This is a genomic window from Shewanella colwelliana, from assembly GCF_001735525.1.
Lineage (GTDB): Bacteria > Pseudomonadota > Gammaproteobacteria > Enterobacterales > Shewanellaceae > Shewanella > Shewanella colwelliana.
This window is the reverse complement of record NZ_MCBT01000048.1, coordinates 440,739-458,741: the sequence shown is the minus strand read 5'-3', so window position 1 is coordinate 458,741 and position 18,003 is coordinate 440,739. Positions and strand designations below refer to the sequence as shown.

Genomic DNA, 18,003 nt, shown 5'->3' with positions numbered 1-18,003 from the left:
AGTCAACAGTTCTTGGCCGTCCTGATACCGCGACTAAAAAATACTCGCTTTATCGATGTGATTGGTAACATAACCATTACAATGGAATAGCCCTATGACTATCAAGCCAACCCTTTTTAGCCGATCGCTTATCGCCATCTCATTGAGCGCCCTGCTCAGTGCTTGTGGTGCGGACTCTAGCACCCAAACCCAAAATGCCACGCCTCCCCTTATTGCACCTGGCGCGCCCGGTGATCTGCCTACTTGGGCGTTTTCTGGTAAAACGGGAATAGGCACCTCATTTGAGCCTTATGTTACGACAACACAGCATGCCGGTGAATACCAAGATAGTGTCAATAACCCAGTTAGCCGGGTCTGGTTTTCGCTCGCCCAAGGCATATTAACCGAAACCATGTTTGGTCTTATCCATAATGCGCAGCTAAAAGAAGCGCAATTTATTGTTACGGGCAACGGCTTTATTGATACAGAAAAAGATAACACTATCACCAGCATCGATTACCTCTACAAAGATGACCAAGGTCGCCCCCTCTCATTAGCCTACAAAGTGGTAAATAAAGATATTGAGGGTAAGTACCAAATAGAGAAGCACTTCTTCACCGATCCCGATCGCGATGCCTTGATGATGAAAGTGATGTTTACCGCGTTTGAATCTGGGATCACCCCGTATTTATATCTTAACCCCCACGTGGACAATGCAGGGGCAAACGACATTGCCACTGTAAGTCGAGATGGCAGCACCCTACTTGCCTATACCGCTGAAGCGGATTCAAGCGTGATCAGTATTAAAGCCGATACCCCGTTCATTAAAGCCAGTGCAGGCTTTGTTGGACAATCCGATGGACTCACCGATTTGCAGCAAAACGGTGAGATGGATTGGCAATATCAAAGCACCTCAGGTAAGACCGCCCAAATAGGTAATGTTGCCCTCACAGCACAACTGCCTACACTGGATGTCAGCACCGACGGTAAGACGAGTTTGACCTCAACTTTTGTTATTGGCTTTGGTAAAGATCAAGCCAGTAGCATCGCCACCACCCAAGCGACTTTAGCCAGTGGCTATAAAAAGGTTTTGGCAGCCTACAACGGTGAGGGGGACAATTTAGGCTGGCAAGACTATTTAGCTTCACTTGACGCACTACCCAGCATGACAGCGAATACCACCGATGGCGGTAAGCTGCTGTATGCCAGTGCTTTGGTTCTTAAAGCGCAAGAAGACAAAACCCATGCGGGGGCATTGATTGCGTCCTTGTCCAACCCTTGGGGTGATACTCTGTCAGCCGTTAACGGGAGTACAGGCTATAAGGCCGTGTGGCCGCGTGACTTTTACCAATGCGCTATGGCCTTTCTCGCCATGGGCGATACTCAAACCCCAAAAGTTGCGTTTGAGTACCTAAAGAAAGTCCAAGTGTCATCACAAACCCCTGGCTACCAAGGTGTGCCTGGGTGGTTTTTACAAAAGACTCATGTCGACGGCGAAATTGAGTGGGTAGGCGTGCAGCTTGATCAAACCGCAATGCCTATCATGCTTGGCTGGAAGCTTTGGCAGGCAGGCGTTTTAACTGATAGCGAAATCAGCCACTGGTATAAAACCATGTTGAAACCTGCTGCCGAATTTTTAGTGACCGGAGGTGATGTTAAGCTAGATTGGAACAACACTCACATCACCCCACTAAAAACCCAACAGGAACGCTGGGAAGAGCAACAAGGCTACTCTCCGTCCACCACGGCAGCGGTCGTCGCAGGTCTGGTGGCCGCCAGCGAGATTGCCACACAAAGTAACGACACAGTAGCAGCCGCCCAATATTTGCAAACAGCGAAACAGATGGCCGCAAAAATCGATGACTTAATGGTCACAACCCAAGGGAGATTAACCGAGACAGATACCAATGACTCGCCTGCAATAGCGCCCTACTTTCTTCGTCTTGCGCCAACTGGTCAACCAAATAGCAATGTTAAGTTGGCCGACAACAATGGCCGGATGGGTTTAGACCAGCGATTGATCCTCGATGGTGGCTTCTTAGAACTCGTCAGATATGGAGTTCGCAGTGCTGATGACAGCACAGTTAAGCAGACGCTGGCCCTTATCGACAACACTAACTTGGATGATAATCTCAGAGTAAAATATCAATTTACCACCCAAGATAACCAACAGATCCCAGGCTTTAGACGTTATGGCAATGATGGCTATGGCGAAGATGTGCACACGGGCGCGAGTTATGCTGAGAAAGGCAGCAACACCCCAGGTCAACGAGGTCGTGTATGGCCCTTCTTTACTGGCGAACGTGGTCACTTTGAATTGGCAAACGCACTTATCGACAACAGCTTAAGCCAAGAACGTCACCAGCAGCTGCTCAATCGCTATGTAAAAGGGATGGAGTATTTTGCCAATGAGGGGCTGATGCTGCCAGAACAAGCATGGGACGGTGTGGGCAATCCAACACGATTTAACTATCAGATGGGGCAAGGCACAAACTCGGCAACGCCTCTTGCCTGGACTCATGCCGAGTACGTTAAACTTGTGCGCTCAATGACGGATAAAGCAGTATGGGATGCTTATCCAATTGTAACCGAGGCGCTTAAACGGTAATTAACACTCAGTGAATCACTTCGCCCAAATAAAAAGCCAGTCTCTCGACTGGCTTTTTGTTAAAAATGATACAGCCAATAAGCGCCAAAGGACTCAAAATCATTGCCATAACGGGTGATCACCCCAGTACTGTAGTTGAGTTTTATACTATGATGAGCTGCCAAGGGAAAAGAGTAAGTCACACCAAAACGAGAGTTGTTTTGATCATCCCCTGAATCAACGCCATTTTTGGTGGTTTCGCCACCAATAAAATAGTTACTATTGAGAGATAGCCAATGACCTCGCCCCAAGGTGTAAATGAGATGGCCTTGAAAGTTATATTGTGGAGCTTGGCTCAACGTCCCACGCTTTAAATACTCATCGTTGTCACCATACAGGCGCACCGACAACATTAAATTATAATACCAGCGCCCTAACTTTTGCGACATACCGACACCAGGTCGAATCGTCCAACGGTTGGTTCCAGCGTTGAGTAATCTATCGGGATCATAGCTGCCCAATGGCGGGGCAACCTCTAAGCTGGTACCGATGACAATGTCTTGGTTCCAATTAGCAAAAGATTTAGCGGTTAGAGCAGGCGCGCCAAAAAAATTCCATGTCAGTTTAATAATCGGATCGGTATAGCCACATCGATCAGCCTCAATGCGCTCACCATTCAGGTTCGCACTGCCTTCAAAGCAACTGCGAGCAACAGCCATATCAAACTTTGCACTACTTCCCGCCAAAGCAAACGTTCTGGCATACCCAATTGCAACACTGTCTATGGACAACTGTGCATCTTCAATCGCCGATCCTGGCGACGGTGCCACTTCGCCATCAGAATGAAGGTATCCAAGGGCTAAAAAATTGGTATCAATGGGGATATTGGTATAACTACGCGGCTCAAGATCTTGAGCCAATGTAGTTTTACTTCCAAGTGCGATAAATACCATTGCAGCGGCGTAGGGTAGCTTCCTCCACCTGTTACCAGACGATTTGGGCTGACTGCCCACAAGCACGCTAAAATTCGATTGCATTAAAAACTCGTTATCCGCATCTATCGTTAACCTTTATTAAGACGTTAATTTAACGCGTAGTCCATGTTAATCAAGTGAAAACTGATAAATCGACTGATAGCAAGGTTAAATTATATCGTTGATAAGTCCTAGTTAAGCTACGCAGTACTAGAAGACTTGAATTATCTCATAGGTCTTTATCGTATCGGCGATGCTTATCGTGACAACATCATTCATTAGGGCGCCAATTAGTGCTGCGCCTAGTGGCGATACAGGGGTGATAACCATGATCTCGACATCAGTCCCCACGTTGCTCGTTACACTAAAGCGCACACCGCCTCCACTTGGGCCAATAAATAAGGTTTGCTCAACATCCTTTTCATCAAGGATCACCACTACGGCACTTAACGCGATAGCCGTGTTCACATCAAACTCTCTTAACGTCAGCTCACTAAATGCTTGCTGTGACCGTGCAAACTCTTCCACCCGTTGCGTTTGACCATGGGCCAAGTACGATGCTTCTAAACCAAAGGTTTCATACTTACTTCTAGCAACGGTTTCGCTATGGGTCGCCGTTTCACGAGCTTGATTAGCCGCCCTCATAGCCGCCAACTTCATCGTATTTAGCCGCGCAACCAAAGCTTCTCGTATATCAGACTTGTCCATCTGCAACACTAACTTAATTGCCACTATTAATCGCGATTAAACGCTTAATGAATCCTGTTAATGCGTCAGCATCGTTAAACTTAAACGCCAAACCGTAGTGGATACCGTTGAGACTCTTTTGCACACGTTTTGGAAAGCGGGTCATTTCGCTATTATGAAAATAGCCCTCTTTATGAACAACGCCCTCTATAGAACAAAGATCGGCTAGAAACACCTCGTAGGCAGGCCTTATTACAAGTTGACACTCTTTATCTGCTCCATGTAGATAAAACGGTTCTTTCAATGCCGGTAACATATATTCGGTGATCTTTTTAATGGTGAAGTTAGTTCGACACGCTAATGAACTGAGTACTGCCATGCTTTCGCTGTGAGTTATAGACACTTATTTACTCCATGTGTGACTAAACGGCAGACGGTAAGATCACCGCCTAAAAACTATCGACCGCGACAATAACAAAAAAGTTAACTGAGCGCTTGCTTCCTTACGGTATAAAACCCGTTTGATCGTTAGGCTAGTCCATAAAACCGAATAAAAGCACATAATAAAACTATCAGTCATGACAAACGCAACCCTATAAACAAAATGATATAAACAAAATCCCACTTTAATAACACAGTACACAAATCGTTCAAGACCACGATTATCAAGGCTTTGGAGCAAGTTGTTTTTCTATTACGACATAAAAAATCTGCGGTTAATGGCCAATTTTGAATGATTTTAATAAAAATCTATAAAACAATTCTAAAAGTATTGATATACTTCCCCCCGAATTTTAGAACGTAACTCCAATAGAGTAGAAAAATGACTGATTTATCAAAGTACAGAAACATTGGTATCTTCGCTCACGTTGATGCGGGTAAGACCACCACAACAGAGCGTATCCTTAAGCTAACCGGTAAAATTCATAAGATCGGTGAAGTTCATGATGGTGAATCTACAACTGACTTCATGGAACAGGAAGCTGAGCGTGGTATTACCATTCAGTCTGCTGCTGTAAGTTGCTTCTGGAACGATCACCGTTTTAACGTTATCGACACCCCTGGCCACGTTGACTTCACTGTTGAAGTTTATCGTTCTCTGAAAGTTCTTGATGGTGGTGTTGGTGTATTCTGTGGTTCTGGTGGTGTTGAGCCACAATCAGAAACCAACTGGCGTTATGCGAACGAATCTGAAGTTGCTCGTATCATCTTCGTAAACAAGTTAGACCGTATGGGTGCTGACTTCCTACGCGTTGTAAAGCAAACTAAAGACGTTCTAGCTGCCGTTCCACTAGTAATGGTTCTTCCTATCGGTATCGAAGATGAGTTCACAGGTGTTGTTGACCTACTAACTCGTAAAGCTTGGATATGGGACGAGACTGGTGAAGCTGAAAACTACAAGATCGAAGATGTTCCAGCTGACATGGTTGACCTAGTAGAAGAATACCGTGAAATGCTAATCGAAACTGCTGTAGAGCAAGACGATGACCTAATGGAATCTTACATGGAAGGCGAAGAGCCATCTATCGAAGAGATCAACCGTTGCATCCGTAAAGGTACTCGTGATCTAGCATTCTTCCCTACATACTGTGGTTCTGCGTTCAAGAACAAAGGTATGCAGCTGCTACTAAACGCTGTTGTAGATTACCTACCAGCTCCAGACGAAGTTGATCCACAGCCACTTACCGACGAAGAAGGTAACGAGACTGGCGAACACGCTATCGTGTCTGCAGACGAGCCACTAAAAGCGCTTGCATTCAAGATTATGGATGACCGTTTTGGTGCCCTAACTTTCGTACGTATCTACTCTGGTCGCATTAAGAAGGGTGACACCATCCTTAACTCTGCTACAGGTAAAACTGAGCGTGTTGGCCGTATGGTTGAGATGCAAGCAGATGAGCGTAACGAATTAGATTCAGCTCAAGCTGGTGACATTATCGCTATCGTTGGTATGAAGAACGTGCAAACGGGTCACACTCTGTGTGATGTTAAACATCCTTGTACTCTTGAAGCTATGGTATTCCCAGAGCCAGTAATTTCTATCGCTGTTGCGCCAAAAGATAAAGGCGGCAGCGAGAAGATGGGTATCGCTATCGGTAAAATGATTGCAGAAGATCCATCATTCCGCGTAGAAACTGACGAAGATTCAGGCGAAACCATCCTTAAAGGTATGGGTGAGCTTCACCTAGACATTAAAGTTGACATCCTTAAGCGTACTTACGGTGTTGACCTAGTTGTTGGTGAGCCTCAAGTTGCTTACCGTGAAACTATCACTCAAGTTACTGAAGATAGCTACACGCATAAGAAGCAATCAGGTGGTTCTGGTCAATTTGGTAAAATTGATTACGTTATTCGTCCTGGTGAGCAAAACTCAGGCTTCACGTTCAAGTCATCAGTTGTTGGTGGTAACGTACCTAAAGAATTCTGGCCTGCAGTCGAGAAAGGCTTCGCGAGCATGATGAATACTGGTACTGTTGCTGGTTTCCCTGTACTTGACGTTGAACTAGAATTGACTGATGGTGCTTTCCACGCAGTGGATTCATCAGCAATTGCGTTCGAAATCGCAGCGAAAGGCGCTTTCCGTCAATCTATGCCAAAAGCGGGTGCACAACTTCTTGAACCTATCATGAATGTTGACGTATTCAGCCCAGATGACAACGTTGGTGACGTAATTGGTGACCTTAACCGTCGTCGCGGTATGATCAAAGATCAAAACGCTGGTGTAACAGGTGTTCGTATCAAGGCTGACGTACCGCTTTCAGAAATGTTCGGTTATATCGGTTCACTACGTACAATGACATCTGGTCGTGGTCAGTTCTCTATGGAATTCGCTCACTACAGCCCATGTCCAAACAGCGTTTCTGAGAAAGTAATCGCTGAAGTTAAAGAAAGAAACGCGAAGAAGTAATATTACTTTTAAGTAAACTTTCTAAACTCAAAACCCTAACGGTGCAAATCGTTAGGGTTTTTGTTTGAGTGAATGTAAAAGGAGGTATTGTCAGTGTCCCATGCAGATACCGTTATCGTATTGGATTTCGAAACCACTGGCCTCTCCCCTCAGCAAGGGGATAGAGCAATTGAAATTGGTGCAGTAAAACTTGAAAATGGCATCATCACAGATAGATTCCAACAACTGATGAATCCAGGCTTTCGGGTCACAAGCTTCATAGAACAATACACAGGCATCAGTAATGAGATGCTAAGCCAAGCACCCAGTTGCAAAACGGTGATGGCTGACTTTTCGGATTTCATTGGCAATAGTAGCTTAGTGGCTCACAACGCAAGTTTTGATCAACGTTTCCTTATCGCAGAACTGAACCGCCTACATCGCCCATTTAACACCTCATTTGCTTGTTCGATGTTAATTGCACGTAGAGTCTTTCCAGAAGCTGCAAATCATCAGCTTGGCACTTTAGTTGCTCACACTAATATTGAACATGATGGTGTATTTCACCGGGCGCTCGCCGATGCTGAGATGACCGCCCAACTCTGGTTAAAACTCTTACAAAAACTACAGCAACAATGGCCTGCACTAACGGTTAGCTTTGAGCTGATGCAGCAATTACAACAGCAGCCCAAAGGGGCATTAGATAGGTTTATAAAAAGGCAGTTAGCCACATGATTGGCGTTCAATGAGACTGGTGGGAATGAGTTGGTTGCTTACCTCTTTCCCTTTAATCAACTTAAGTAAACTGTCTACCAAAATTTCACCGGCTAATTTTGTATTTTGCTTTATCGTAGTGAGACCTGGATTAGCAAAGCTTGCCACAGGAATATCATCGAAGCCCACGACAGCAACATCTTCAGGCACTCTTAACCCTTGCTGTTTTAGTGCCCTAATAGCGCCGATAGCGATTAGATCACTGGCGGCGAAAACCGCATCGAATGGCAACTTTTGTTCAAGTAGTTTCATGGCGCCGTCGTAGCCGGAACTTTCGGTACTAATGGCATCGACTTGTAACTGTTTGTGGCTGCTGATCCCTGCCCGCTTTAGCGCTTGTTTATGGCCTAAATAACGCGTTTGAAATTCTGGGCTATGACTTGATGCATCTCCAATAAATGCTAGCTGTCGACGCCCTTTAGCAATCAAGTGCTGTGTAGCGATGACGCCGCCTTGATGATTATCACACCCTATTGATAATACCGCTTGTTTATTTTGTGCTGGGCCCCAAATGACAAAATGGGTATTTTGTTCACGCAGTTTGTCGAGCTTCTCCTCATAATCCATATAGTCGCCATAGCCCAATAATATGATTCCGTCAGCCTTATTACTGTCCTCATAATCGGCATGCCAGTCACTACTGAGTTGCTGGAAAGATACAAGTAAGTCATAACCTTGCTGCGCAGTCGCACGGGTAATAGACCCTAGCATGGAAAGGAAAAATGGATTAATTAAGGAGTCATCATTGGTGGGGTCTTCACACAGAAGTAATGCCAAGGTGAGGCTACTCTGTGTGCGTAAATTACTGGCATTTTTATCAACTTTATAATTTAGTTCTTTAGCAATAGCTTGAACTTTCAGTCGGGTCTCTTCATTGACCAAAGGGCTATTTCTTAAGGCCCGCGAGACAGTGGATTGAGATACGCCCGCCCGGTAGGCGATATCAATCGAGGTCGCTTTTGTTGTCATAGTTATTGGCTACCTTTCACACTAAAATTGTTGGCCAGTGATTACTGGCCAACGATTATTACCCAGTTATATGCCCAGCTCCTTAAGCAGATCATCAGCTTCATCAACAACAACTGTGCCATTAATCGCTTGTGACCAAGTTGTAGACCCAGCGCCACTACCATGTTGCGCTAACAATGCATCGGGATCATGTTCTTCATCATTTTCAAAATGGGCGAGTTTAATAAATTCCGTTTTATCCATAGCAAACTCTAAATAGAAGATGTGATTCCTTGCCGTCTTAAAGGCCACACGTCTGGCTACCGCTTCATCTAAATTCGTATCAATCGAAATGGTTAGTTCTTTATTGATGGTCAACATTTTAGGCTGACTCTGATTGATTGAAGTCTGTAGCTCTTTATTTACCTTAACAATAAAATCACCCAAAATCTGATTCATCAATTCTCCCATTACATCCCCGACTTCATCGGACGTATGAGAAAATGCAAATTCTGCTTCTGGCATTCCCATTTGTGTCATATAGGCTTGGTAAATTTCAACTGCAGCAGGGGCGGAAAAGTTGATAACAACTAAGCCAGAAAAGCCGCCATCGAATATTGAAAAACAACCTAAATCGGGCTTAAGACAGGTCTTGGTAATACTCTGAACCATGGCTGCATGGGATACCTGACTCGCAGTTGTGCTAGACAGCACATGAGAAACAGAGTGGCAAAGTTTTAATAAAATATCATCTGAGGTGATCACTTGAGATATCATAGTCATGTTACAAACCAAAAAGAGTTAATGATTCATTTTGCGCTGAAACTGCGTAGAAATCAAAGCAAAAACAGCAGATTAGTTTGAGGAAACCCTACTTTTGGCTAATTGTATTCATAAGTAATTGAATCGACGTCATTTACAAGCCAGCCGCCTCAATTTAGCTCACATAAATTTAACAAAGCATACTGCGAGGCATCATTCTTTATACTGATAAAAAACATAGCGTGAGCTAGTTCTACTTTTAGATAATTATCAGCCAATTAAGTCGATATTCGTTCAATTCATATGACAGTCCCTGTATATTAATTTTGTTAAGAATCTAAGCTTAGGCAGGGCTAAAAATGCTATCCATTCTCAGACGCTTTACCATCTTGCAACGACTCATTTTCATGCTATTTCTAGCGGCAGTAGGCACCTTCGTATTTGCCAGCTTCTCGATAAACGAGCAGCGAAATAACCTCATCATTCAAAAATGGCAGCAAAATGACGGCCAGCTTTCTACCCTACTAAGTATCATTGATGCACATAGACAGCAGGCATTAGACGGCGAGATCTCAATCGAGCAAGCAAAAGTTGAAGCGGCGGCGCTTGTTGGTAAGGTGCAGCACGGTAACGGCCACTATTTTGTGTTATTTGATAGCCAACAGCAGATCCTTGCTCATGGCGCACAGAAACAACGGATAGGTGATAGTGCAAGTAGCTTAGATGGCCGTCAAAGTAGCGCTTCATACCGTCAACTTATTGATGAAGCGCAAAAAAATGGTGTTGCTAAAGAGAAGTTTGGACTGTACAACCCACAAACTAATGGCTCAGACCTCGCCTTAGTCGAAGCTCGCTCCTACCCAGCGTGGGGATGGACACTGACAACCGCCGCATATATGAGCGACATTAACAGCACCACTTGGAGTGTAATGTATAACTACCTCGGGATTATGCTACTAATCTCGGTACCCATCTTTGCCTTCTTTATCGTTCTCAATCACTCAATCAGCTCACCCCTTAGTCAAGCAATCGATGCAATGAAGGATATCGCCGAAGGTGAAGGCGACCTCACCAAGCGGCTCCCTACTAAAGGCAATGATGAAGTGGTTCAATTGGCCATCGCATTTAACAGCTTTGTCGGCAAGATTAACCAGCTAGTTGCCGACCTACAGCCCGTTGGAGCCAGCTTAAATCAAGATGCGCAACGATTATTCAATGCCGTTGGTGAGTCTAACGCTAGCGTTGATCATCTGCACCAAGAGACCAGCAGCGTTGCCACCGCCATTAACCAAATGCTGGCCACCACTCATGAAATGGCCAGTAGTACTCAACAAGCTGCTGACGCTGCAAACAGCGTTAAGCAACAAGCTCAAGACAGCAAGACACAGATGGATGGCACAGTTCTCAACACACAAAAGCTCGTTAAAGAGCTAAAAACAGCTGAAACCATTACCCAAAACCTTGGTGTTTCATCCGATCAAATTGGCAGTATTTTAGATGTTATTCGTGGTATAGCGGATCAAACTAACCTGCTGGCGCTGAATGCAGCCATTGAAGCTGCAAGAGCTGGTGCCCATGGACGCGGATTTGCAGTGGTTGCAGATGAAGTTCGCGCGCTCGCCAACCGGACTCAAGACTCAACCAATGAGATTCAAAAAATCATCACAGACATCCAAAATGGAGTGTCTAGCGTGATGAGCAGCAACAATGACACCCAAAAACAATCAGAACAGCTTCAATCTCAGGCACAAGATGTGGGTGAATCCCTAAACTCTATATTAGATTTGATTGCACATATCAGTGACATGAGTACTCAACTGGCCAGTGCCACCGAAGAGCAATCCTTAGTAACCGAAGAGATCAACCGCAACGTTTGCAGTATCACCGAATTATCGGAAGTATCAGTTAAGGCTAATGAGAGTAACCAGTTAGCAGCAGAATCACTTCAAGAGATCAGTAATACCAGCACTAAAATATTGAGTCAGTTTAAAGTCTAGTCAGCAGTTTTTTCCTAAAAAAGGAGCGCACTAAGCCGCTCCTTTTTTATTGTAAAATTGTGATAAGCTTGTCTTTACTGAATAAATAGTCTTATTGAGATTTGAACAATCATGGCCAGAATGACCCTAGCAGTTCACCCTCAGCTATATAGTATCCACAGCTTTAGCCCGCAAAGCACTATAGATCCACAAGTGTTTAACCAACCTATGTTTTTCATCGGAAAAACCAAGGATGAACTATCAATTGTTGTCCCAGCAGAGCTGGCTCTCGATAGCCTAGAAGAGGAAAGCGATTGGCGCTGTTTTGAAGTCGTTGGCCCGTTAGGATTTTCAATGACAGGCATTTTAGCTAGCGTATCGGCAGCATTAGCCAATGCAAAGATTAGTATTTTCGCAATATCAACATTTGACACCGACTATGTGCTCGTTAAAAAGGATACGCTTGAACGTGCCATTCAAGCCCTTAAAAAAACTAACTATCAGATCATTCATTATCCTGCCGAATGAGTTCATTGCGTAAGAGACATATTATATGGTAGAAAAAACAGTCACTATTACAGCCGAACACGGCATTCATACTCGTCCTGCGGCCCTGCTTGTTAAAGCGGCAAAAGGCTATGATTGTGATATTTTAGTTGAATGCCAAGGAAAGATAGCCAGTGCCAAAAGTTTATTTAAACTCCAAACTCTCGGTCTGTATAAAGGTGTTTCGGTCACAGTAAGCGCTGAGGGTGAACAAGCTCACCAAGCGGTAGAAAATGTTGCTGAATTACTCATAACCCTCAGTTAAAAGGTTAACGGATGATCATTAAAGGAATAGCGGTTTCTTCGGGCATAGCATTTGGTCAAGCTAAAGTGCTCAAACCCAGTCATGCTAAACTCGATTATCATCTGATCCCACACGCTCAGTTACACCAAGAGCAGCAGCGATTAACCGCAGCATTAGACGCTCTAATAAAACAGATAGTACTCAGTGCTGAACACCTAGATAAGGCAAGCGAGCACCATCAGCTTATCGATGCCGATCTGATGTTTTTGGAAGATGAAGAGCTACAACTTGAACTCAATCAGACAATCGCTAATCAGCAATTTTCTGCAGCGTTAGCGGTAGAGCACACCTTCGCCAAACAAGCACAAATCCTAAAAGATATGGACTCGCCCTATCTCGCTTGTCGAGCCGATGATGTCATCTGTTTAGGTCAACGTTTAATCAGCACCATACTTAACGGCCACTGCACGTCTCACAGCCAACTCCCTGAAAATTGTATCTTATTTACTAAAGATATTACCCCTGCAGAATTTGCAATCTTGCCGCTAGAACGGATCAATGCCATTGTGTTGCAGACGGGTGGGGTAACTAGCCACACTGCGATTTTAGCCCGCAGCGCCGAAATTCCAACCCTGATGAACTGTAATGTGGAATTTGATGAACTGGTTGATGGAGCCCAGGTTGCTGTCGATGCGATCGGTGGCGCGTTATACCTCTCCCCTACATCGGCAGACCATCAACACTTATCTCAACTCAAGCAGCAAGCCTTAATACGAAAAGCCGGACTAACAAAGTTTCGCGATCAAGTGACCCAAACGGCAGATGGTCACAGTGTGGCTCTGCTAGCAAATGTTGGTTGTATTAGCGAAATCAACCACCTTGCCGATGTGGGGGCAGAAGGGGTTGGCCTATTTCGCACTGAATTCATGTTTATGCACAGTGCCGAGTTACCCGATGAACAGACACAATATCAGCGCTATTGTGACGCGGTGCAGCTCCTTGATGGTAAACCATTAACGATACGGACCATGGATCTTGGCGCCGATAAAGAAGTGCCTGCGTTAACTATGGCGCATGAGGAAAACCCAGCCTTAGGTATCAGAGGCGTGCGCTATACCTTAACTCATACACTACTGTTTAACGCACAACTTAAAGCCATTTTACGTGCGGCGAACCACGGACCCATTCGCTTGATGTTCCCTATGGTGAATCAAGTCGAAGAGCTTGAAGCGGTATTTGAGTTAATCGAGGAGTGTAAACAGCAGCTTGTTGAGGATGAAAGAGGCTTTGGCGAACTGTCATTAGGCATAGTCGTCGAAACCCCCGCAGCCGTGTTTAACCTCCCCTCAATGGTCCCTATGCTGGACTTCATCAGTATAGGGACCAATGATTTAACCCAATACACCATGGCAGCAGATCGAGCTAATCCACAATTAGTCGAGCAGTTTCCAGTGTTATCGCCGGTCATCCTAAAGCTTATTGCGCAGTGTATTGAAGCGGCGAAGACGGCAAACGTAACGGTATCTATGTGTGGCGAGCTCGCCAGTAATCCTGCCGCTACAGCACTATTAATTGGTTTAGGCATCGATGAACTGAGTGTTAGTCTCTCGGCCCTGTTGGAAGTTAAGCAGGAACTCAGTCACTGGCGATACCCACAATGTGTCAACATCGCCCAACAAGCATTAGTGACATCGCGCATAGAAGAGTTAAATGTCTTGCTAACACACTGTCGTTTATCATAATTATTAAGTATGCTAGCAAAAAACAATAAAATGATCACAAGCGTATCATCAAAGGGGCAATTCAATGGGATTTTTTAGCCGTATTAGGCGTTTGATATCGGGTCAGCCACCAGTGAGTGGCGGCATAGATGTATATGCGCCAGTATCAGGAGAGATAGTAGCCATAGAGAAAGTACCTGATGTTGTATTTGCCGAAAAAATTGTCGGTGATGGGATTGCGATCGCGCCAAAAGGGACTCAAATTTTTGCCCCGGTCGATGGCACCATTGGTAAAATATTTGAAACTAATCATGCTTTCAGTATTGAGTCTCCACAAGGGCTAGAGTTGTTTGTTCACTTCGGTGTAGGTACCGTAGAACTGCGCGGTAATGGTTTCAAACGCCTGGCCGAAGAAGGGCAGCAAGTCAAAGTCGGCGATCCTATTATTGAGTTTGATCTTGAATATCTAAAAAACCACGTAGAAAGCTTACTCACTCCAGTTGTACTGGCCAATATGGAAGATATTAAGAGTATTGATAAGCGTCATGGTTCAATTGAAGCTGGCAAAGATATCATCTTCTCAGTTCAGCTTTAGCCGCTAGGGTGCTCTGTGCACGCAGAGCACGACTGCCTCCCCATCAGGCTAGCTTTGCCCATTGTGTGAATTTAATTCATTGAACGACTCCAATCACGTTAGGCACTTGAGCCCTGGCTCACTCAATGCCACAATGCTCAAAATAAAATAAGATCTAGATATTAAAGAGCCATGCTCGGCAAGGAGAAACGGTTTTGACCCTATACGGTATTAAAAATTGCGACACAGTAAAAAAAGCACGTAAATGGCTAGAAGAAAATCAACAAGCTGTCGCTTTTCACGATTTTCGCATCGATGGTCTAAACGAAAGCGACGTTAAATCCTGGGTTGAGACTCTTGGCTGGGAAACGCTATTTAATAAACGTAGCACCAGTTATAGAAACTTAAGTGAGACCGAGAAAACCGATATCGACCAAGATAAAGCAATCAACCTAATGCTCACCTACCCCACACTGATTAAGCGACCTGTATTGGTCCAAGGTGACCGGGTCATTGTTGGCTTTAATGCAGCGCAATATCAGGAGATATTTAGCTAATGACACAAGACGTACTCACATTAGCGCAAGACCTTATCTCCAGGCCTTCTGTCACTCCCCTCGATGAAGGGTGTCAACAGGTAATGTCACAACGTCTGAGCGACATTGGGTTCGACATTGAACCTATGGTATTTGAAGATACCACCAATATGTGGGCTAGACGCGGTAAAGAGGGCCCGCTATTTTGCTTTGCAGGCCATACCGATGTGGTGCCCGTTGGCGACCTTAGCCGCTGGCATACTCCACCTTTTGATCCTGTCGTTATCGACGGGTACCTCCACGGCCGTGGTGCTGCCGATATGAAGGGCTCGTTAGCCGCTATGGTGGTCGCTACAGAACGATTTATTGCTCAGCACCCTGATCACAATGGTTCTATCGCTTTTCTTATCACCAGTGATGAAGAGGGCCCATTTATTAACGGCACCACGCGCGTTATCGACACTTTAGAAGCGCGAAATGAGAAGATCACATGGTCGTTAGTTGGTGAACCATCATCTACCCATAAACTTGGCGATATCGTTAAAAATGGACGACGCGGCAGTTTAACTGGCAACCTAACCATCAAGGGGATTCAAGGTCATGTCGCCTACCCTCACTTAGCCGATAACCCTATCCATAAGGCTGCGCCAGCACTGGATGAGCTGGCAAGAATGAAATGGGACAATGGCAATGAATTTTTTCCGCCAACCAGTTTCCAGATAGCTAACATAAATGGCGGTACTGGCGCATCGAATGTGATCCCTGGTGCATTAGAGGTGATGTTTAATTTTCGCTATTCAACGGAAGTCACCGCAGAAATTTTAATTCAACGCGTACTCAATATTCTCGATGCTCACGGCCTTGATTATGAGATCAGTTGGATCTATAACGGACTACCGTTTCTTACCGACGACGGCCCACTGCTCGATGCAACCAAAGCGGCAATCAAAGAGATCACAGGTAGCGACACCGATCCTCAAACCTCTGGCGGAACCTCCGATGGCCGTTTTATCGCGCCAACGGGCGCACAAGTGATTGAGCTTGGTCCTGTCAATGCGACCATTCACAAGGTCAATGAATGCGTCAAAGTTGACGATATTGAGCAACTCGCATTGGTGTATCAACGCATCTTGGAAAAACTACTTTGCTAACCCCGTTTTCCACCATTTATGGCCTTGATGATCAGCCGCTGGTTGATTATCAAGGTCAAAAAATGGAACACGCTACCGCCGAGCAATTTATCGCCATGCAAGCGGCAGCGACCAAAGATGGTTTTGCCTTGGCAATCTGTTCAAGCTACCGAAGTTTAGATAGGCAGTTGGCTATCTGGAATGCCAAAGCCTGTGGAGAGCGACGGTTACTCGATTGCAACTCCCAACCGCTAGATGCCTCAACGCTCAATGATCAGCAACTTGTCGATGCGATCCTGATCTGGTCGGCACTTCCAGGCACTTCACGTCACCACTGGGGTACTGACATCGACATTTTTGATGCCAACCAGATAACAAAGCGCGACTTACAGCTAGTCAGCCATGAATATCAGGCGGGGGGTCCCTGCTATTCATTATCTAAATGGCTGGCGCGTTACAGTGAAGACTTTGGCTTTTACTTACCCTTCCAAGCAGGTAAGAGTGGCGTAAGCCCTGAGCCTTGGCATTTAAGCTATTTCCCCGTGGCGAATCGTTGCCTCAGCCAGTTTGATAGCAACACTCTTAACGCTATTTTGGCCACCAAACCGATGCAACTTAAAGAGGCTGTGTTACCACGACTTGAAAAATTAGTCGCAGAATATGTATTTAGGGTCGCCCCGTCGCCTTCAAATTAACCTTTATCACTTTTATAGAGTCAGTCACATGGATTTAAATCAATACAGACACACCTTTGATCTTGAAGGCGCATCACTGAGTTACCTCGATATTGGCCAAGGACCAACTCTGTTATTAGGTCATAGCTATCTTTGGGATAGCGCTATGTGGGCACCACAGCTAGATATCTTGAGCCAAGATTACCGCTGTATTGTGCCAGATCTGTGGGCCCATGGTGAGTCTGACCTGCTACCAGCAGATTGCCGCTCTCTTAAGCATCTCGCTGGGCACTATCTGCGCTTAATGGACGCGCTAGATATCGACACATTCTCGGTTTTAGGGCTTTCTGTGGGCGGCATGTGGGGCGCAGAGTTAGCCCTGATGGCACCAAGTCGAGTGCAAACCTTAGTGATGATGGGCTGCTTTATTGGGTTTGAACCAGAAGTCAGCCGCGCAAAGTATTATGAGATGTTAGATGTGATGAAAGCCGCCGGGAAACTGCCGACACCATTGATTGAGCAGATAGCGCCGCTGTTTTTCGCTAATGATGTTGCCACACACCAACCAGCACTCTTTGAGCAATTTAAGCAGCAACTTAACGACATCAGTGCTGAGCGCATCGATTCCTTGGCGCGCCTTGGTCGTATCATCTTTGGTCGACGCGATATCATGGAGGATATCGAATGCTTAACCTTGCCCTGCTTAATCATGACTGGCACTGAAGATAAACCAAGACCCATACTGGAGGGATACTTAATGCACGATGCTATTGATGGCAGTGAATTCATCCATATTCCCAATGCTGGCCATATTTCAACGCTAGAACAGCCCAACTTTGTCAACCAGCATCTGAGTAGTTTTTTCAGCAAGCATCTATAAGATCAGACACCAAGCGCCCAATCCTTGGCGATGTAGTGTGAGATTCTGCATCGCACAAGGAGGTAAATTCAAGTTAGAAGCACAGTTTTCTACTGAATAGACCAGCACTGGCGATAATTGCTGT

General features: G+C 45.2%; 17 protein-coding genes. 12 read left to right on the top strand and 5 right to left on the bottom strand.

Annotated elements, in window-relative coordinates:
• Positions 1 to 94: 94 nt before the first annotated feature.
• Positions 95 to 2,587, top strand: a complete 2,493-nt coding sequence (locus tag BEL05_RS19960; RefSeq protein WP_069672179.1) for a glycoside hydrolase family 15 protein — start codon at positions 95 to 97, stop codon at positions 2,585 to 2,587.
• 59 nt (positions 2,588 to 2,646) lie between these two features.
• Here the strand turns inward: BEL05_RS19960 and BEL05_RS19955 are convergent, their stop codons facing one another.
• The 3 genes from BEL05_RS19955 to BEL05_RS19945 form a co-directional block, all read right to left on the bottom strand.
• Positions 2,647 to 3,603: a transporter gene (locus BEL05_RS19955; RefSeq protein ID WP_245687038.1), complete on the bottom strand. Its 957-nt coding sequence runs from the start codon at positions 3,601 to 3,603 to the stop codon at positions 2,647 to 2,649.
• Positions 3,604 to 3,750: 147 nt separating this feature from the next.
• Positions 3,751 to 4,272: a GreA/GreB family elongation factor gene (locus BEL05_RS19950; protein WP_245687037.1), complete on the bottom strand. Its 522-nt coding sequence runs from the start codon at positions 4,270 to 4,272 to the stop codon at positions 3,751 to 3,753.
• Positions 4,262 to 4,630, bottom strand: a complete 369-nt coding sequence (locus tag BEL05_RS19945) for a hypothetical protein (RefSeq protein WP_069672178.1) — start codon at positions 4,628 to 4,630, stop codon at positions 4,262 to 4,264. Before BEL05_RS19945 ends, BEL05_RS19950 begins: the two co-directional genes overlap by 11 nt.
• Positions 4,631 to 5,050: 420 nt before the next feature.
• Between BEL05_RS19945 and fusA the strand changes: the two genes are divergently transcribed.
• Positions 5,051 to 7,135 carry an elongation factor G gene (gene fusA, locus BEL05_RS19940; protein WP_028761942.1) on the top strand — a complete coding sequence of 695 codons (2,085 nt, stop codon included), beginning with the start codon at positions 5,051 to 5,053 and terminating at the stop codon, positions 7,133 to 7,135.
• 87 nt (positions 7,136 to 7,222) lie between these two features.
• The gene (locus BEL05_RS19935; protein ID WP_028761943.1) at positions 7,223 to 7,849 is read left to right on the top strand and encodes a 3'-5' exonuclease; all 627 of its coding nucleotides are present in this window, start codon (positions 7,223 to 7,225) and stop codon (positions 7,847 to 7,849) included.
• Here the strand turns inward: BEL05_RS19935 and BEL05_RS19930 are convergent.
• Both BEL05_RS19930 and BEL05_RS19925 read right to left on the bottom strand, forming a co-directional pair.
• Entirely contained in the window at positions 7,838 to 8,857 is a 1,020-nt protein-coding gene (locus BEL05_RS19930; RefSeq protein WP_069672177.1) for a LacI family DNA-binding transcriptional regulator, read from the bottom strand. The two genes, BEL05_RS19935 and BEL05_RS19930, sit on opposite strands and share 12 nt — an antisense overlap.
• Positions 8,858 to 8,923: 66 nt before the next feature.
• Entirely contained in the window at positions 8,924 to 9,619 is a 696-nt protein-coding gene (locus BEL05_RS19925) for a DUF3334 family protein (protein WP_069672176.1), read from the bottom strand.
• A gap of 338 nt (positions 9,620 to 9,957) precedes the next feature.
• Here BEL05_RS19925 and BEL05_RS19920 point away from each other — a divergent pair, with 338 nt between their 5' ends.
• The 9 genes from BEL05_RS19920 to BEL05_RS19880 all read left to right on the top strand — a co-directional run bounded on the left by BEL05_RS19920 (position 9,958) and on the right by BEL05_RS19880 (position 17,879).
• Positions 9,958 to 11,595: a methyl-accepting chemotaxis protein gene (locus tag BEL05_RS19920; RefSeq protein ID WP_069672175.1), complete on the top strand. Its 1,638-nt coding sequence runs from the start codon at positions 9,958 to 9,960 to the stop codon at positions 11,593 to 11,595.
• A 111-nt stretch (positions 11,596 to 11,706) separates the two neighbouring features.
• Positions 11,707 to 12,102, top strand: a complete 396-nt coding sequence (locus BEL05_RS19915) for an ACT domain-containing protein (protein ID WP_028761947.1) — start codon at positions 11,707 to 11,709, stop codon at positions 12,100 to 12,102.
• Between the two features lie 25 nt (positions 12,103 to 12,127).
• Entirely contained in the window at positions 12,128 to 12,385 is a 258-nt protein-coding gene (locus tag BEL05_RS19910; RefSeq protein ID WP_028761948.1) for an HPr family phosphocarrier protein, read from the top strand.
• A gap of 11 nt (positions 12,386 to 12,396) precedes the next feature.
• Entirely contained in the window at positions 12,397 to 14,106 is a 1,710-nt protein-coding gene (gene ptsP / locus BEL05_RS19905) for a phosphoenolpyruvate--protein phosphotransferase (protein WP_069672174.1), read from the top strand.
• Between the two features lie 64 nt (positions 14,107 to 14,170).
• Positions 14,171 to 14,680 (top strand): PTS glucose transporter subunit IIA, encoded by a 510-nt coding sequence (gene crr / locus BEL05_RS19900; RefSeq protein WP_069672173.1) that lies wholly within the window; start codon positions 14,171 to 14,173, stop codon positions 14,678 to 14,680.
• 194 nt (positions 14,681 to 14,874) lie between these two features.
• Positions 14,875 to 15,216, top strand: coding sequence for an ArsC family reductase (locus tag BEL05_RS19895; protein WP_028761951.1), 342 nt, complete (start codon positions 14,875 to 14,877; stop codon positions 15,214 to 15,216).
• Positions 15,216 to 16,346, top strand: coding sequence for a succinyl-diaminopimelate desuccinylase (dapE, locus tag BEL05_RS19890; protein ID WP_028761952.1), 1,131 nt, complete (start codon positions 15,216 to 15,218; stop codon positions 16,344 to 16,346). Before BEL05_RS19895 ends, dapE begins: the two co-directional genes overlap by 1 nt.
• Positions 16,340 to 17,020 carry a M15 family metallopeptidase gene (locus BEL05_RS19885; RefSeq protein WP_028761953.1) on the top strand — a complete coding sequence of 227 codons (681 nt, stop codon included), beginning with the start codon at positions 16,340 to 16,342 and terminating at the stop codon, positions 17,018 to 17,020. Before dapE ends, BEL05_RS19885 begins: the two co-directional genes overlap by 7 nt.
• A gap of 28 nt (positions 17,021 to 17,048) precedes the next feature.
• Positions 17,049 to 17,879: an alpha/beta fold hydrolase gene (locus tag BEL05_RS19880; protein WP_069672172.1), complete on the top strand. Its 831-nt coding sequence runs from the start codon at positions 17,049 to 17,051 to the stop codon at positions 17,877 to 17,879.
• Positions 17,880 to 18,003: the final 124 nt, after the last annotated feature.

Excerpts from the sequence above, each read along its gene's own strand:
- BEL05_RS19880 (WP_069672172.1), top strand. The coding sequence starts at position 17,049 with ATGGATTTAAATCAATACAGACACACCTTTGATCTTGAAGGCGCATCA.
- ptsP (WP_069672174.1), top strand. The coding sequence starts at position 12,397 with ATGATCATTAAAGGAATAGCGGTTTCTTCGGGCATAGCATTTGGTCAA.
- BEL05_RS19955 (WP_245687038.1), bottom strand. The coding sequence starts at position 3,603 with ATGCAATCGAATTTTAGCGTGCTTGTGGGCAGTCAGCCCAAATCGTCT.
- BEL05_RS19920 (WP_069672175.1), top strand. The coding sequence starts at position 9,958 with ATGCTATCCATTCTCAGACGCTTTACCATCTTGCAACGACTCATTTTC.
- crr (WP_069672173.1), top strand. The coding sequence starts at position 14,171 with ATGGGATTTTTTAGCCGTATTAGGCGTTTGATATCGGGTCAGCCACCA.
- BEL05_RS19925 (WP_069672176.1), bottom strand. The coding sequence starts at position 9,619 with ATGACTATGATATCTCAAGTGATCACCTCAGATGATATTTTATTAAAA.
- BEL05_RS19915 (WP_028761947.1), top strand. The coding sequence starts at position 11,707 with ATGGCCAGAATGACCCTAGCAGTTCACCCTCAGCTATATAGTATCCAC.
- dapE (WP_028761952.1), top strand. The coding sequence starts at position 15,216 with ATGACACAAGACGTACTCACATTAGCGCAAGACCTTATCTCCAGGCCT.
- BEL05_RS19960 (WP_069672179.1), top strand. The coding sequence starts at position 95 with ATGACTATCAAGCCAACCCTTTTTAGCCGATCGCTTATCGCCATCTCA.
- BEL05_RS19910 (WP_028761948.1), top strand. The coding sequence starts at position 12,128 with ATGGTAGAAAAAACAGTCACTATTACAGCCGAACACGGCATTCATACT.
- BEL05_RS19930 (WP_069672177.1), bottom strand. The coding sequence starts at position 8,857 with ATGACAACAAAAGCGACCTCGATTGATATCGCCTACCGGGCGGGCGTA.
- fusA (WP_028761942.1), top strand. The coding sequence starts at position 5,051 with ATGACTGATTTATCAAAGTACAGAAACATTGGTATCTTCGCTCACGTT.